14 protein-coding genes are annotated in these 13095 nt (G+C 68.2%); 4 read left to right on the top strand and 10 right to left on the bottom strand.

What is annotated here, in order from left to right; all coding sequences use genetic code 11:
* Positions 1–44: 44 nt before the first annotated feature.
* From E3T48_RS11315 to E3T48_RS11270, 10 genes are all read right to left on the bottom strand, one after another.
* Positions 45–1547 (bottom strand): NAD-dependent succinate-semialdehyde dehydrogenase, encoded by a 1503-nt coding sequence (locus E3T48_RS11315; RefSeq protein WP_166789710.1) that lies wholly within the window; start codon positions 1545–1547, stop codon positions 45–47.
* Positions 1544–2761: an iron-containing alcohol dehydrogenase family protein gene (locus E3T48_RS11310; RefSeq protein ID WP_134524153.1), complete on the bottom strand. Its 1218-nt coding sequence runs from the start codon at positions 2759–2761 to the stop codon at positions 1544–1546. The genes E3T48_RS11315 and E3T48_RS11310 overlap by 4 nt, the downstream gene beginning before the upstream one ends.
* On the bottom strand, positions 2758–3684 hold the full coding sequence (locus E3T48_RS11305; protein WP_134524152.1) for an NAD(P)-dependent oxidoreductase: 927 nt from the start codon (positions 3682–3684) through the stop codon (positions 2758–2760). Before E3T48_RS11305 ends, E3T48_RS11310 begins: the two co-directional genes overlap by 4 nt.
* 13 nt (positions 3685–3697) lie before the next feature.
* Positions 3698–5203, bottom strand: coding sequence for an aldehyde dehydrogenase (locus E3T48_RS11300; protein ID WP_134524151.1), 1506 nt, complete (start codon positions 5201–5203; stop codon positions 3698–3700).
* Positions 5200–6303: a mandelate racemase/muconate lactonizing enzyme family protein gene (locus tag E3T48_RS11295; RefSeq protein WP_134524150.1), complete on the bottom strand. Its 1104-nt coding sequence runs from the start codon at positions 6301–6303 to the stop codon at positions 5200–5202. Before E3T48_RS11295 ends, E3T48_RS11300 begins: the two co-directional genes overlap by 4 nt.
* 25 nt (positions 6304–6328) lie before the next feature.
* A complete protein-coding gene (gene fae, locus E3T48_RS11290) occupies positions 6329–6838 on the bottom strand; it encodes a formaldehyde-activating enzyme (RefSeq protein ID WP_134524149.1) in 510 nt (169 codons plus the stop codon).
* The gene (locus E3T48_RS11285; RefSeq protein WP_134524148.1) at positions 6839–7783 is read right to left on the bottom strand and encodes a glycine betaine ABC transporter substrate-binding protein; all 945 of its coding nucleotides are present in this window, start codon (positions 7781–7783) and stop codon (positions 6839–6841) included.
* Positions 7784–7852: 69 nt separating this feature from the next.
* A complete protein-coding gene (locus E3T48_RS11280) occupies positions 7853–8641 on the bottom strand; it encodes an ABC transporter permease (RefSeq protein ID WP_241986775.1) in 789 nt (262 codons plus the stop codon).
* The gene (locus tag E3T48_RS11275; RefSeq protein ID WP_420898368.1) at positions 8638–9699 is read right to left on the bottom strand and encodes an ABC transporter ATP-binding protein; all 1062 of its coding nucleotides are present in this window, start codon (positions 9697–9699) and stop codon (positions 8638–8640) included. Before E3T48_RS11275 ends, E3T48_RS11280 begins: the two co-directional genes overlap by 4 nt.
* A complete protein-coding gene (locus E3T48_RS11270) occupies positions 9692–10357 on the bottom strand; it encodes an ABC transporter permease (RefSeq protein ID WP_241986774.1) in 666 nt (221 codons plus the stop codon). Before E3T48_RS11270 ends, E3T48_RS11275 begins: the two co-directional genes overlap by 8 nt.
* A gap of 146 nt (positions 10358–10503) precedes the next feature.
* Between E3T48_RS11270 and E3T48_RS11265 the strand changes: the two genes are divergently transcribed.
* From E3T48_RS11265 to E3T48_RS11255, 4 genes are all read left to right on the top strand, one after another.
* Positions 10504–11382, top strand: a complete 879-nt coding sequence (locus E3T48_RS11265) for an IclR family transcriptional regulator (protein ID WP_134524147.1) — start codon at positions 10504–10506, stop codon at positions 11380–11382.
* 226 nt (positions 11383–11608) lie between these two features.
* The gene (locus E3T48_RS16775; RefSeq protein ID WP_166789709.1) at positions 11609–11770 is read left to right on the top strand and encodes a hypothetical protein; all 162 of its coding nucleotides are present in this window, start codon (positions 11609–11611) and stop codon (positions 11768–11770) included.
* Between the two features lie 67 nt (positions 11771–11837).
* On the top strand, positions 11838–12182 hold the full coding sequence (locus tag E3T48_RS11260; protein WP_338145236.1) for a substrate-binding domain-containing protein: 345 nt from the start codon (positions 11838–11840) through the stop codon (positions 12180–12182).
* Complete coding sequence (locus E3T48_RS11255) at positions 12175–13071, top strand: carbohydrate kinase family protein (RefSeq protein ID WP_134524145.1); 897 nt, start codon at positions 12175–12177, stop codon at positions 13069–13071. The genes E3T48_RS11260 and E3T48_RS11255 overlap by 8 nt, the downstream gene beginning before the upstream one ends.
* Positions 13072–13095 lie beyond the last annotated feature (24 nt).

Here is a 13095-nt window from a genome sequence, read left to right as displayed (position 1 = left end):
TACCCCACAGGGTATTGAATCGTGCCGACGTGGCCTACCACCGGTCAGGCGTCGGCGTACGGGTCCGCGATGCCCACGTAGCGGGTCTCGAGGTACTCGTCGATGCCCTCGAAGCCGCCCTCGCGCCCGAGACCGGACTGCTTCACCCCACCGAACGGTGCCGCCGGGTTCGAGACGATGCCGGTGTTCAGGCCGAACATGCCGACCTCGAGTTCTTCGGCCAGCCGCAGCCCGCGGTTGAGGTCCCGGGTGAACGCGTAGGCGACAAGCCCGAATTCCGTGTCGTTGGCGAGACGGATGGCCTCCGCCTCTGTGGCGAACGTCAGGATCGGGGCGACGGGCCCGAAGACCTCCTCCGACATGATCCGCGCGTCCGCCGGGACGTGGGTGAGCACGGTGGGCTCGTAGAAGTAGCCGGGGCCGTCGACGCTCCGTCCGCCGAGGGCAAGGGTTGCGCCCCTGTCAACGGCGTCCGTGACGAGTTCATGCACCTTTGTGCGGGTGCCCTCGTCGACAAGCGGACCGATTTTCGAGGCAGGGTCGGTGCCGCGGGCGACAGTGTGGGCCCGCATCCGTTCGAGCAGCTTCTCGGTGAATTCCTCGGCGACACCCTCGTGCACGAGGATGCGGTTCGCCGCGGTGCAGGCCTCGCCGCCGTTGCGCATCTTCGCCAGCATCGCGCCTGCCACGGCCTTGTCGAGGTCCGCATCGTCGAAGACGAGGAACGGCGCATTGCCGCCGAGCTCCATCGACACCCGAAGCACCTGGTCGGCCGCATCCTTGATCAGGCGGCGGCCGACCTCGGTCGAGCCGGTGAAGGACAGCTTGCGCAGCCGGGGGTCCTGGATGAGAGGCGCCGTGACCGGGCCGGCATTCGTGGTCTGCACCACGTTGAGCACCCCGGCAGGGAGCCCGGATTCCTGCAGGACCTGAGCGAACAGAAGCGCGGTGAGCGGGGTGAGGGCGGCGGGCTTGAGAACCATGGTGCAGCCGGCCGCAATCGCGGGGGCGATCTTGCGGGTGGCCATCGCCAGAGGGAAGTTCCACGGGGTGATGAACAGGCACGGTCCGACCGGTCGCTTGGTCACCAGCAGCCGACTGGCGCCGTCGGGCGCGGTGGCGAATCGACCCGAGATCCGAGCGGTCTCCTCGGAGAACCAGCGCAGGAACTCGGCGCCGTAGGCGACTTCCCCACGCGCCTCTGCGAGCGGCTTGCCCATCTCCAGGGTCATCAGCAGGGCAAAGTCGTCGGCGCGGGCGGTCACCGCCTCGAAGGCCGTGCGCAGGATTTCCGCACGCAGCCTCGGGGCCGTCTTCGCCCAGCCCTTCTGGGCGGCGAAAGCGGACGCCAGGGCAGCGTCGCCGTCGGCGGGCGTGGCGTCGGCGATGCTCAGCAGCACGTCCCCGGTGGACGGGTCGCGCACGTCGAAGGTGCCGCCGTCAGCGGCCTCCCGCCACTGGCCGCCGATGAACAACCCGGTCGGAACGCTGGCGAGCAGGGCGCGTTCGGCTTCGGCGGTGATGGTCGTTCCGGCGGTGCTGGTCACAGGGATTCCTTGAGGATGCGCATCACGTCGTCGATGCTGGGCTGGATGGGGTTATTGACGGTCACCGCGTCGGCGAGGGTATCCGCGGCCAGGGAGGCCAGAGCGTCTTCGGTCACGCCGAATTTCGCCAGGGGGCCGGTCATGCCGACCGCCAGGGCGAGGTCGGCGATGGCCAGAATGGCTGCCTCGGCGTTCTCCGCGGTGGTCGCCGCGGTGTCGCCGGCGCCGAGGGCGAACGAGACCCGGGCGATCCGGTCCTCCCTCGCCGCCAGGTTGAACCGGAGCACGGCCTCGATCACGATGCAGAGGGCCAGGCCGTGCGGGATGTTGAACTGGCCGCCGAGCGGATGCGCGATGCCGTGCACGAGCCCGAGACCGGTGTGAGAGAAGCCGACGCCCGCCACATGGCTCGCGAGCAGCAGTTCGGCCCTGGCCTCGAGGTCGGTGCCGTCTGCGACCGCGCGCGGCAGGAACGCCGCGACCGTCGAGATGACCTGGAGGGCGATTCCGTCGCTGTACGGGTTGGCCCGGATGGAGAGGTACGACTCGAGCGCGTGGGTGAGCGCGTCCATCCCGGTGGCCGCGGTCGCACCCGGGGGCAGGCCAACCGTCAGCTCGGGGTCGAGCACCGCGGCACGGGCGAGGGCGCTGTCGTGGCCGACGTAGAACTTACGGTGGCTCACGACATCCGTGATCACGCCGAACGCGTTCACCTCCGCGCCGGTCCCGGCCGTGGTGGGCACGGCCACGATCGGCAAGGCAGGCCTGGCGAACCGGGTGGTGTAGTCCAGACCGATGCCTCGCTCAGGGTTGACCGCGCCGAGGGAGATCCCCTTGGCGGCGTCCATCGACGAGCCGCCGCCGACGGCCACGATGGCCTCGGCGGCGACGGATGCCGCGAGATCGCTGCCCTCGTCCACGCACGTTGTCGTCGGGTTGGGGGTTACCCCGCCGTAGACGGTCACGGCCAGGCCGGCGAGTTCGAGCGAGCTGCGGACGGCTTCGACAACCGGGGAGGACGCGAGGAACGGGTCGGTGACGATGAGGGCCCGGGTGGCTCCCGTGGCGGCTGTGATCCGACCGACCTCGCTGACTTTGCCCCGCCCGAAGTAGGCGATCGGTTTCGGGTCGAGCGTCAACTCGGACTCGGACAGCGGGCGTGGCAATGGCGCGAGGCCGGTACGGGCCCGGCCGACGCCAACCGGCGCGATCATGCCGTGACCGTTTCGAGACGGAGTTCGACGCCGATCAGGTCCTCGTAAAGCTTCATGGGCGTCATCTCTCCTGCGCGGTCACCGTATTGGGCGCGGGCGCGGCGGTAGATCTGCTCGACCAGACCACTGAGCTCGGCGGGCACTCCGACCGAACGGGCCAGGTCGATCGAGAGGCCGAGATCCTTGCAGGCCAGGGCGATCGCGAAGCCCTCGTCGTAGTCGCCGTTTTCGAGGACGGACAGCACATCGTGCTGCACGAAGTTGCTGTTGGCGGGGCTCGCGATCAAGGACCTGCGCAACACGTCGAGATCCACTCCCGCCTTGACGCCGATGCTGAGCACCTCGGCGGTCGCGACCAGGTGGGAGAACCACAGCTGATTGATCATGAGCTTGACCGCGTAGCCCGACCCGGCGGCGCCCACGTGCAGGATGCGCTCCGGGTCCCCCATCGCCTCGAACACCGGCCGCAGCCGTTCGACGTCGTCCGTCTCCCCGCCGATGAAGATCTGCAGCATCCCGTTGGCGGCCCCGACGGCCATCCCGCTCACCGGGGCGTCCAGGATGTGCAGACCACGCGTGGACTGCTCGGCGCGCACGCGCTGGGCCACCTCCGGCACGGAGGTCGACATATCGACCCAGGTGCCGCCGTCGGGGATGCCGGCCAGGATCCCGGTCGGTGAGTTCACGACGGTGTCGACGTGGCGCGGTGTGGGCAACATGGTGATGACCACGTCGCTCTGCGCCGCGGCTTCGGCCGGAGTGTTCGCCCAGACCGCGCCGCCGGCGATGAGCTCGGCGGCCGATTCCCGGCGGATGTCGTTGACGACGAGTTCGAATCCCGCGCGCTGGAGGTTGCGGGTCATTCCGGAGCCCATGTTGCCCAGGCCGATGAAACCGACGCGGGTCGGCGATGCAGAGGTCATTGGTTTCGCTTTCTCAGTTGTTGCTCAGGGGCGAGTCGCCCAGGTTGATCCAGGTGGTTTTCAGTGCCGTGTAGGCATCGAAGGCGTGCAGCGAGCGATCGCGGCCATTTCCCGAGTTCTTGAACCCGCCGAACGGGGTGATCACATCGGCCACGTCGAAGGTGTTGACCCAGACGGTGCCCGCGTTGAGCTCCCGGGCCACGGTGTGGGCGGTGGTGATGTTCGAGGTCCAGACACTCGCGGCGAGTCCGTATTCGCTCTGGTTCGCCACGCGCACGGCCTCCGCGGCGCCCCGCACGGTCGTTACCGCCAGGGCGGGGCCGAAGATCTCCTCCTGGCCGATCCGTCCGGCGTTGTCGACCCCGGTGAACACCGTGGGTTCGACGTAGTAGCCCTCATCCAGGCCCTCCGGTCGCACCCGTCGGCCACCGTAGACGATCGCGCCCTCCGACTCGGCGATGTCCGTATAGGCCAGTACTCGTTCGAGCTGCCGTGCGCTGGCGATCGCGCCGATCTGCGTGGATTCGTTGAGCGGGTCGCCGAGCACGAGCTCCCGGCCGACCTTGATGACCTCCGCGACGAGCTCGTCGTGCACGCGCTCGTCGACGATCAGCCGGCTGCCGCCGTGGCAGGTCTGCCCCGAGTTGTAGAAGATGCCCCAGGCGACGGAGGACGCGCACGCGGCGATGTCATCCACGTCTGCGAGCACGACCTGCGGGGACTTCCCGCCGAGTTCGAGGGCAACTTGTTTGCCGTTCGATTCCCCGGCGTAGCTGAGGAATCCCCGGCCGACGGCAGGTGAACCGGTGAAGGTGATCTTATCGACCAGCGGATGCCGCCCGAGCGCCTGCCCGGCCACCGGGCCGAACCCGGGCACGACACTCAGGACCCCGGCCGGAAGCCCGGCCTCGGCGGCGAGCTCGGCGAGCTTGAGCGCGGACAGGCTGGTGAGTTCGGCAGGTTTCAGGACGACCGAGTTCCCGGCCGCGAGAGCCGGCGCGATCTTCCATGCGGTGATGATCAGCGGGTAGTTCCAGGGAACGACGGCACCGATGACGCCGAGCGCCTCCCGCGTCACCAGTGCCAGTGCGTTGCGCGGAGTCGGGGCGACTTCGTCGTAGACCTTGTCGATGGCTTCCGCATACCAGCGCACGGTGCGCGCCGCGTTGGGGACGTCCACTCCTCGGGCATCGCCGATCGGGTGGCCGGAGTCGATCGACTCGAGCAGGGCCAGCTCGTCGAGGTTTTCGAGCATGAGGTCGCTGAGTCGCAGGAGCACCCGCTGGCGCTGCCGGCGGTCGGCCCGGGACCAGACGCCGGATTCGAACGCGCGTGCGGCGGCCCGCACCGCGGCGTCGACATCCGCCTCGCCGGCGGCGCTGACCGCGGCGATGAACCGGCCGTGGCGAGGTGCGATGGTGTCGAACGTGGCTCCGTCGAGCGCTGGGCGGAACTCTCCGTCGATGAACAACCGTGTCTCAGGGGTGAGTGCGTTCGCGCGGGCGATCCAGTCGGTCATACGGTGTACCTCCTGACGGCATCCCAGTCGATCCGGGCGCCGAGCCCCGGGGTGGCCGGCACCAGCAGGTTGCCGTGTGAGTCGATGTCGAGCGGTTCCATGAAGAAGTCCCGTCGCTCGGGGGTCCAGCCCGGAGGATCGTAGGGGAACTCGAGGTACGGGCCGGCGTCGACGCCGGCTGCGACGTGCAGGTTGGCGAGAAGGCCGAGTCCGTTGCTCCAGGTGTGGGGCGTGAAGAGGCGGTGGCGGAGGTTGGCCGACTCGGCGACCTGCCTCGCCCGGTACATGCCCACGGCGAGCACGACGTCCGGCTGGTAGATGTCGTAGGCGTCCGCCTCGATCAGGGCGGCCAGCTCGGTCATGGTGCGAACCATCTCCCCGCCGGCGACCTGGATTCCCGTCTCTGCGCGCACGCGACGGGCACCGACGATGTCTGCCTGCGGCAGCGGTTCCTCGAGCCAAAGAACGCCGAGATCATTCAGCTCGGCCGCGACACGCCGTACCTGGGCCAGAGGGAGCGCTGCCTCGATGTCACCGCTCATCCGCCACATCTGATTGAGGTCGACCATGATGTCGAAATCGTCGCCGACGGCGTCGCGGGTGGCGCGAACCGCGGCGATTCCCTCGGCGATGCCGGTGCGGGAGATGCGGATCTTCATGGCGCGAAAGCCGCGTTCGCGGGCGGCCAGGGCCGACTCCGCCCGGGCCGCCGGTGCCTTCAGCTCGCCGCAGGAGGCGTAGGCCCGCAGCCGGTCCCTGGCCCCGCCGAAGAGCACGCTGACCGGAAGGCCGGCAATCTGGCCCACGATGTCCCACAGCGCGGCCTCGAGGGGCCAGTAGCGGCCGCCGTGGAAATTGATCGTCTCGATCCGCCGAACCTGGTTGAGGATCTGGAGCGGGTCCGTTCCGAGGAAGAGGTCTTCGTAGGCTTCGAACCCGTCCATGGTGTCGCCCGAACCGACCCCGACCAGGCCGCTGTCCGTTTCCACCTCGACGAGGGTCGCCGGGAAGGACGTCCGTGGGTTCGGGTCCCACGCCGCGTGGAACGGGGGGTCGAGGGGGAGGCTCAGCCGGGTCAGGCGGATGGCCGTGATCAACATGTGGGGCTTCCTGGTTCTGCAGGCACTAGGTCTGCGGGGTGAAGAACGGATTGGTCGGGGTGGAGCGGGCCGCGATGACCTCGTCGGTGTCGGGGAGGCTGCGGGCGCCGTTCTCCAGGGCAGTGCGCACCGACAGCCGGTTGTTCGCGTAGACCGTTTCGGCGTCGTCGGCACCGGGGTTGACCCAGACCGCCGCGATGATGACGTGGGAGTCGGCTTCCTCCCGGGAGATGACCCCGTCGGCCAGAGCTTCGGCCACTCCGGCGGCGATGCCGGCCTGGGCGGGACCCCAGATGAGGAGTCCGTGGGCGTCGCCGGTGGGCGCCGCCTTGGTGACGAACAGGGTGAGCGGCTTGACCGGAAGCGATGGTCGGAGCACGGTCACGAAGGGAACGTGCCCCTGGCTCGGGGTGGCCAGGGCCGAAGCCCAGGCCACCCCCGCCGGCCCTTCGCGATGTCCGAAGACAGTGTTGACGTGGGCGGCGTTGACGCCGTCGCCAACAAAGCTCTCGCCGATTTGAAGGGCCTGCGGCACCTAGATCAGTCCCTCTTCGGTCAGCCAGTCGCGGGCGATGTCCTCGGGGTCGTCTCCGTCGACATCCGCCTGCGCGTTGAGGGCCTGCATGACCTCGGTGGTGAGCTTCGGCGACAGCAGCGCCATCACGTCGGCGATTCCCGGGTATTTGTCGAGGGTGGTCTGCTTGAGCGTGAATGCGCCCTGGTAGACGGGGAAGAATGCCTCGTCGTCCTTCATCACGGTCAAGTCGAGCGCCTTGATGCGACCGTCGGTCTGGAATACCTCGCCGAAGTTGCAGTCGTCGCCCTTCTGGGTGGCCGTGTAGATGACGCCGGTGTCGAGCAGCGCGACGTTGGAGTCCGGCGCGTCGATGCCGTAGGCCTTCTTGAGCCCGGGCCAGCCGTCATCGCGGGTCGAGAATTCGCTCTCGATGCAGAAGGTCTGTTCCTTGGCCGGCAGCGCGGCGATGTCGCTCAGCGAGGTGACCCCAAGCTCCTTGGCCTTGTCGGAGCGGATGGCGAAGGCGTAGGTGTTGTTGAGCGGGGCCGGGTCGAGCCAGGCGATCCCGTTCTTCGCGTCCGCTTCCTTGGTGGCCTCGAACTGGGCCTCCTCGCCCTGCACGGGCGCGGTGTTCTTGTTGTAGGTGATCCAGGACGTGCCGGTGTACTCCCAGTAGCCCATGAAGTCGTCGCTCTCGAGTGCCGCTCGAACGTTTGCGGATCCGACGACCTTCGTGTTGGCCTCGGTCTTCGCGCCGTGGGCGTTGAGCAGTTCGCTGGTGAGGTAGGCGAGGATGAACTGCTCAGAGAAGTCCTTGGCCCCGATGGTGCCCGTGAGGCCGGCGACCTCGTCGCCCTTCCCGGCGGCGGATCCGCCGGAGGATGCCGCGCCAGAGCAGGCGCTGAGCGCCAACGTGCCGAGGGCCGCGATGGCCAGCAGCGAGAGGGTGGTCCGTTTATTCATGATTACTCCTTTTGGGTGGTGCGCTGTGGGTGTAGTGAGTGGAGGTGGAGGAGGTGCGGCTGGGGAGGGCTAGATGCCGCGTGGGCGAAGCAGGTCTTCGGCAATGCCTGCTATCCAGTCGATCAGCAGGGCGATGGAGGCGACGAGCACCGCGCCGGTGATCAGCACCGGGTAGCGCTGCAGCTTCAGGCCGTTGACGATCATGTCGCCGAGACCGCCGGCGTTGATGAAGGTCGCGATGGTGGCGACGCCCACGGCGAAGACGAGGGACGTGCGGAGGCCGGCGAGAATCACCGGGACCGCGAGCGGCAGCTCGATCCTCAGCAGCACCTGATTGCGGGTCATCCCCATGCCCTTCGCGGACTCGCGCACGCTCTCGTCGATCTGCTGCAGTCCGACGAGGGTGTTGCGCAGCACCGGGAGAAAGGAATAGACGACGAGCGCGACGAGGGCGGTGGTGTAGCCGGTCTTCCACACGATCGCCAGCAGGATGATGACGCCGACGGCGGGAGTGGCCTGACCGATGTTGGCGAGACCGAGGACGATTGCCCGCACGACGCGGGATTTCGTGCGGCTCAAGGCGACGCCGGTGGGAATCGCGAGCACGGCGACGAGCGCCGAGGCAACCACGGTCAGGCCGAGGTGCTCGCGAGTCCGTGCGACGATGTAGTCCAGGTTGAGGGTGCGTTGTTCAATCGAGTCCAGGTTCAGGCTTGAGAGCCACAGGAGGGTCAGACCGAGCACGAGGACAACCACGAGCGGGGTCACGAACCGGGTTCTCGTGAAGAATGCGTGGCGAGGACTGGGCGGCTGCCGGATCGCCAGCATCTGGCGGGTGGCATCGAGGGTCATGGTCATGCCCCCTGGCCGGTGCCGGCGCTCCGCCGCGCCACGGGGGCGATCGGAACCTCGGCTCCGAGCACCGCCGAGATGCGGTCGACGCTGATCGATCCGACCGGCCTCTCAGACCGGTCGACAACGGTCAGGGCCGGGAGCCCGGTGAGCACGAGCGAGTCCAGCGCGTCGCGCAGGGAGTCGTCCACGCTGACCGTGATCGGCCCGCCGGCTGACTGGCCGACCGGACCGAGTTTCGCCTCTGTGACGGGGATGAGGACGAGGCGCTTGATCGCGGCACCATGCCCGATGAAGGAGGCGACGTAGTCGTTTGCGGGGCTGGTCAGGATGTTCGCGGGGGTGTCGAACTGTTCGATTTGGCTTCGGTTGCTCAGCACGGCGATGCGATCGCCCAGGCGCACGGCCTCGTCGAAGTCGTGGGTGACGAAGATGATGGTCTTACCCAGCGATTCCTGAAGCCGCAGGAATTCGGCCTGGAGCTTCTCCCTGGTGATCGGGTCCGTCGCGCCGAACGGCTCGTCCATGAGCATCACAGGCGGGTCCGCAGCGAGGGCGCGGGCCACCCCGACCCGCTGCTGCTGGCCACCGGACAGTTGTTTGGGGTAACGGCCAGCGAATTCGGATGGCTCGAGCTCCACCGTGGCGAGCAGTTCCTCGACGCGTTCGGTGGTCTTCGCCTTGCTCCAGCCAAGCAGCCTGGGCACGACGGCGACGTTTTCGGCGATCGTCATGTGGGGGAACAACCCGATCTGCTGGATCACGTACCCGATGTGGCGGCGGAGTTCGTTCGGGTCGAGCGAGAGCACGTCCCGCCCGTCAATGGAGATGGAGCCGCTGGTCGGTTCGATGATGCGGTTGATCATCTTCATGGTTGTGGTCTTACCGCAGCCGCTGGGACCGACGAACATGATCAGTTCGCCCGGCTCCACGGTCATCGAGAAGTTCTCCACCGCAGCGATCGGCTGGTTGTGGTAGGTCTTGGTGACGCCGTCGAGCACGATGCGTGCGCCGCTGGTGTTGCGGGCGATCTGCATGATGGCGGTGTCTGCTGGCTTAGGCACGGAGTCCCCTTGAGGTTGTGGAACGGGTGATTGCGACGAAGATCGCGTCGATCAGGAGCGCGAGGATGACGACGCCCAGGGTGCCGGTGAGGGCGAAGTTGAGGGCGTTCTTGGAGCCGAGTGACGACAATCCCTTGAAGATGAAAGCCCCCAGGCCCGGGCCGGCGACGTACGCGGCGATTGCCGCGATTCCGACGGTGAGTTGGGCAGCGACGCGCACCCCGGTGAGAATCACCGGCCAGGCCATCGGGAGCTGAATGCTGAAGAGCACCTTGACCGGGCTCATCCCCATCCCCTTGGCGGACTCCATGATGGCGGGCGGAACTTCCCGCAGTCCGACGACGGTGTTGCGCACGATCGGGAGCAGAGAGTAGACGACCAGGGCGATCACCGTGGGGGTCCAGCCCAGGCCGAAGGGCGGGATCAGGATGGCCAGCAGCGCGAGGGACGGAACGGTCAGCGCCACGCCGGCGGCCGCGATCGTGACTGAGCGGGGGATGGGGCGGTTCCAGACCAGCATGCCGATGCCGACGCCGATCGCCATGGCGATGACGAGGGCGACGGCAACGACGGTGACGTGCTCGACGACCAGCCCGAGGATGTCGTCCCAGCGGCGCGCCCAGAACGTCAGCAGCCCGGTGAAATCAAATTCCGTCACGGATGCTTCCTCCTTCACTCTTCGTTGAGTTGAGTTGAGGTCGGCTCGGAACCGAAACGACCGTCGAATAGAACGAGGCTACGAGACGGTTCTTATTTGCGCAACTGTCGTTGTGCATATGGCAACTGACGGTTATAGTCGCATCCATGATGGAGGACACCAGCCCCGCGGTCGCCCCGGGGCCACGCCGGAATTCGGCCGGACTCCGGCGTGATTTCGAGTTGATGGAGGCCCTCGGGTCCGCTGAGGCCGAATCGTCCGGCGGGCTGGGGGTGGTGAGGGTTGCCGAGCTGGTGAACAGGGACAAGGGAATCGTGTCCCGCACCCTGGCAACGCTCGCCGAGGTCGGCCTGGTGGCCAGGGATCCGGTGACGCAGAACTACCGCCTGGGCTACCAGCTCTACGCGCTCGCCGCGCGCACCTTGGAGGCCCAACTGGTGCGGGCATCCGTGCCCTACCTGCGGCGCGTGGTCACCGCCACCCGGGAGACGGCGAACCTGTGCGTGCTGCGCGGCGGCAACGTGCTGACGCTCTCGAGTCAGATGAGCGAATACGCGTTCCGGGGGGTCGGCTGGGAGGGCGTCAGTACCGCGGCGTGGCAGACCTCATCGGGCCGGGTCCTGGTCAGCGATTGGGCCGACGAGGACCTGCGCCGGTGGTACGACGTTCATGGACACGACACCGCGGTGCTCCGCCCGTTCGCGACAGTCGCCAACCCGGCAGGGGGGCTGGAGTCGCTTCCGCCGCGCCAGGGCCGGCCGCGGATCACGGATTTCGCCGGGTTCCGGACGGAGATGCTCCGGATCCGCGCGCACGGCTATGCCACGGTGAACGAGGAATTCGAGAAGGGAGTGGTGGGTGTCTCGGCACCGGTCCTCGATTTTCGTCAGAACATCGTGGCGGCGATCAACGTGTCGGCCCCAAAACCCCGCCTGGGAGCGCACCTCGAGGAGGTCGGCGCGCTGACGGCCCGAATCGCACGGGAGCTCTCCGCCGAGCTCGGTGCGTTCCAGAGCGAACAGTAGGGCCGCCGGATCACCGCTTGCGGACACCGCCATGGCCACGCGCGGCCGATCCCGGTCGAGCTCAAGCCGCACGGCATCAACGTCGTCAGCATCGAACCCGGCGCGAACCGCACCGGGTGGAACACCATCGCCAGGAGCCGGGTGGTGCCCGAAACGACCGGATCGGACTAGGCTGCCGGTTACCGGGGAGGTCCCTCGGCAGTAGAGCAAGTTGAGGTCGGCAATCATGAACCTGTTACTGATCATCATCGCAATCGTGGCCGTCGTGCTTCTCCTCACCGGCGGCTTCGTGCAATCCCTGCAGTTCCTGCTCTGGGTCGGGGTCGTGCTTCTCGTCATCGCCGTGATCATGTTCCTGGTCCGGTCGATCTCGGGACGTCGCACCTGACACAGCCCCAACTGACGCCAGCGAAAGGGTCGCCCGGATGTGGGGCGACCCTTTTGCGGCGTTCAGCATGTTGCAAGCCGCGAGCCGCGGCACCCCCGGGCTGCACGACGAGGAGGCGGCCGCGCGGGCGATCTTCAGCAGCCAGCACCTCGTCACCATCGGTGCCATCCGGGCGCTCCGCGCCCTCGGGCTGCACCGCACGGTGGCGCTGATCGGCTTCGACGACGTGCCGCTGGCCGACCTGCTCGACCCGGGCATCACCGTCGTCGCCCAGGACCCCCAGGGCATCGGACGGCTGGCCGCCGAACGTGTTTTCGCACGGCTCGATGGTGACCGCACCATCGGGAAGACCTATATCGTGCCAACCGAGCTGATTGCTCGCGGATCAGGGGAGATAAGACCGAATGACTGAAACAAACCGTGTCGTCGTCGTCGGCGACGCACTCATCGACGAACTGCGCGACGTGGAGTCCCTCCGTGAATTCCCGGGCGGCGCAGCCCTGAACGTGGCCGTCGGCCTGGCCGTGCTCGGCGTTCCGACGACGCTGATCGCCATGGTCGGCGACGACTCGGACGGCGCGGTGCTCCGGGACTTCCTCGCCGCCCACGACGTCGCCCTGGTCGCCACTCCCGGCCCGCACGGCAGTTCGCGCGCCACCTCGGACCGCACGGACGGCGAGCCGCGCTACGCCTTCAACGAGGCCGCGAAAAAGCGCCGGATCGAGTTCGGCGAGGCCGAGCGCGCCGCCCTCGACGCCGCGAGCCTGGTGGTCGTCAGCTGCTTCCCGTTCGACGACACGGCCCAGACCGACGCCTTCCTCGCGGCGGTCGCCGACCCGGAGCGGCGTCTGGTGATCGACCCGAACCCGCGGGCCGGCATGCTCGCCGACCGCGAGGCGTTCGTGCGTAACTTCGAGCGCGCCGCCGCCCGCAGCCTGCTGACCAAGGTCGGTGACGAAGACGCCGAGTTGCTCTACGGCAGCACCCTGGCCGAACTGCGGACCCGGCTCGTGGCCGCCGGAGCCCACCACGTGCTGGCGACCGCCGGGCGCGACGGGGCGACGATCGAGACCGACGACGGCCTGCTCGTGAGCGAACCGATCAGCCCGCTTCCCGGCGCCGTGGTCGACACGATGGGCGCGGGCGATGCGACCCTGGCCTCCAGCGTGCAGACGTTCCTGACCCAGGGCGTGCCCACGGATGCCACCGGCTGGCAGCGCCTGCTGGCCGACGCCATGCGCATCGCGGCCGCCACCTGCCGCGAGGAGGGTGCCCTGCTGCGGGTGCCGCCCGTCGTCTGACGCCCGGCCGCTCGCCCGGCCGCT

It is taken from the genome of Cryobacterium fucosi (assembly GCF_004403515.1).
Classification (GTDB): Bacteria; Actinomycetota; Actinomycetes; order Actinomycetales; family Microbacteriaceae; genus Cryobacterium; species Cryobacterium fucosi.
The sequence above is the reverse complement of the archived record's forward strand: the minus strand, read 5'-3'. Positions and strand labels throughout refer to the sequence as shown.

Excerpts from the sequence above, each read along its gene's own strand:
- E3T48_RS11310 (WP_134524153.1), bottom strand. The coding sequence starts at position 2,761 with ATGATCGCGCCGGTTGGCGTCGGCCGGGCCCGTACCGGCCTCGCGCCA.
- E3T48_RS11305 (WP_134524152.1), bottom strand. The coding sequence starts at position 3,684 with ATGACCTCTGCATCGCCGACCCGCGTCGGTTTCATCGGCCTGGGCAAC.
- E3T48_RS11300 (WP_134524151.1), bottom strand. The coding sequence starts at position 5,203 with ATGACCGACTGGATCGCCCGCGCGAACGCACTCACCCCTGAGACACGG.
- E3T48_RS11295 (WP_134524150.1), bottom strand. The coding sequence starts at position 6,303 with ATGTTGATCACGGCCATCCGCCTGACCCGGCTGAGCCTCCCCCTCGAC.
- E3T48_RS11285 (WP_134524148.1), bottom strand. The coding sequence starts at position 7,783 with ATGAATAAACGGACCACCCTCTCGCTGCTGGCCATCGCGGCCCTCGGC.
- E3T48_RS11280 (WP_241986775.1), bottom strand. The coding sequence starts at position 8,641 with ATGACCATGACCCTCGATGCCACCCGCCAGATGCTGGCGATCCGGCAG.
- E3T48_RS11265 (WP_134524147.1), top strand. The coding sequence starts at position 10,504 with ATGATGGAGGACACCAGCCCCGCGGTCGCCCCGGGGCCACGCCGGAAT.
- E3T48_RS16775 (WP_166789709.1), top strand. The coding sequence starts at position 11,609 with ATGAACCTGTTACTGATCATCATCGCAATCGTGGCCGTCGTGCTTCTC.
- E3T48_RS11260 (WP_338145236.1), top strand. The coding sequence starts at position 11,838 with ATGTTGCAAGCCGCGAGCCGCGGCACCCCCGGGCTGCACGACGAGGAG.
- E3T48_RS11255 (WP_134524145.1), top strand. The coding sequence starts at position 12,175 with ATGACTGAAACAAACCGTGTCGTCGTCGTCGGCGACGCACTCATCGAC.